The organism is Neisseria sp. P0021.S007 (genome assembly GCF_051956855.1).
Genome location: NZ_JBQCXA010000806.1, coordinates 1 through 594, shown reverse-complemented (window position 1 = coordinate 594; position 594 = coordinate 1). Strand labels below are relative to the sequence as shown.

Annotated in this window: 1 pseudogene; it reads right to left on the bottom strand. The window is 53.0% G+C overall.

The features are described 5' to 3' along the window. Positions 1-594 (bottom strand): annotated as a pseudogene (hisF, locus tag ACTHUR_RS16055) (imidazole glycerol phosphate synthase subunit HisF); the annotation flags it as partial.

The window sequence follows — 594 nt, the reverse complement described above, 5'->3', positions numbered from 1 at the left end:
CCACCAAGTGTTGTACCGAACCGACGCCACCGGAAGCAATGACCGGAATATCGACCGCTTCACTGACCGCGCGTGTCAAAGGCAGGTTAAAACCTTGCTTGGTGCCGTCCCGATCCATACTGGTCAGCAAAATCTAGCCCGCACCGCGCCGCTGCATTTCGACAGCCCATTCCACCGCATCCAAACCGGTCGGATTACGTCCGCCGTGGGTAAAGATTTCCCAACGGGTATTTTCAGGGTTGACCGCTTTGGCATCCACGGCAACGACAATCGCTTGTGAACCAAAAAAACCGGCCGCTTCATTTACCAAATCAGGATTGGTTACAGCGGCCGTATTGATGCTGGCCTTATCGGCACCGGCATTAAGCAGGCGACGGATATCGGCAACCGTACGCACACCGCCGCCGACCGTCAATGGAATAAAAACTTGTGATGCGACTGCCTCAATAACGTGCAAAATAGTATCGCGATTGTCGCTGGAGGCAGTAATGTCCAAAAAGGTCAATTCATCCGCGCCTTCATCGTTGTAGCGTTTGGCAACGTCAACCGGATTGCCTGCATCGCGTAAACCCAAAAAGTTGACACCTTTTACCA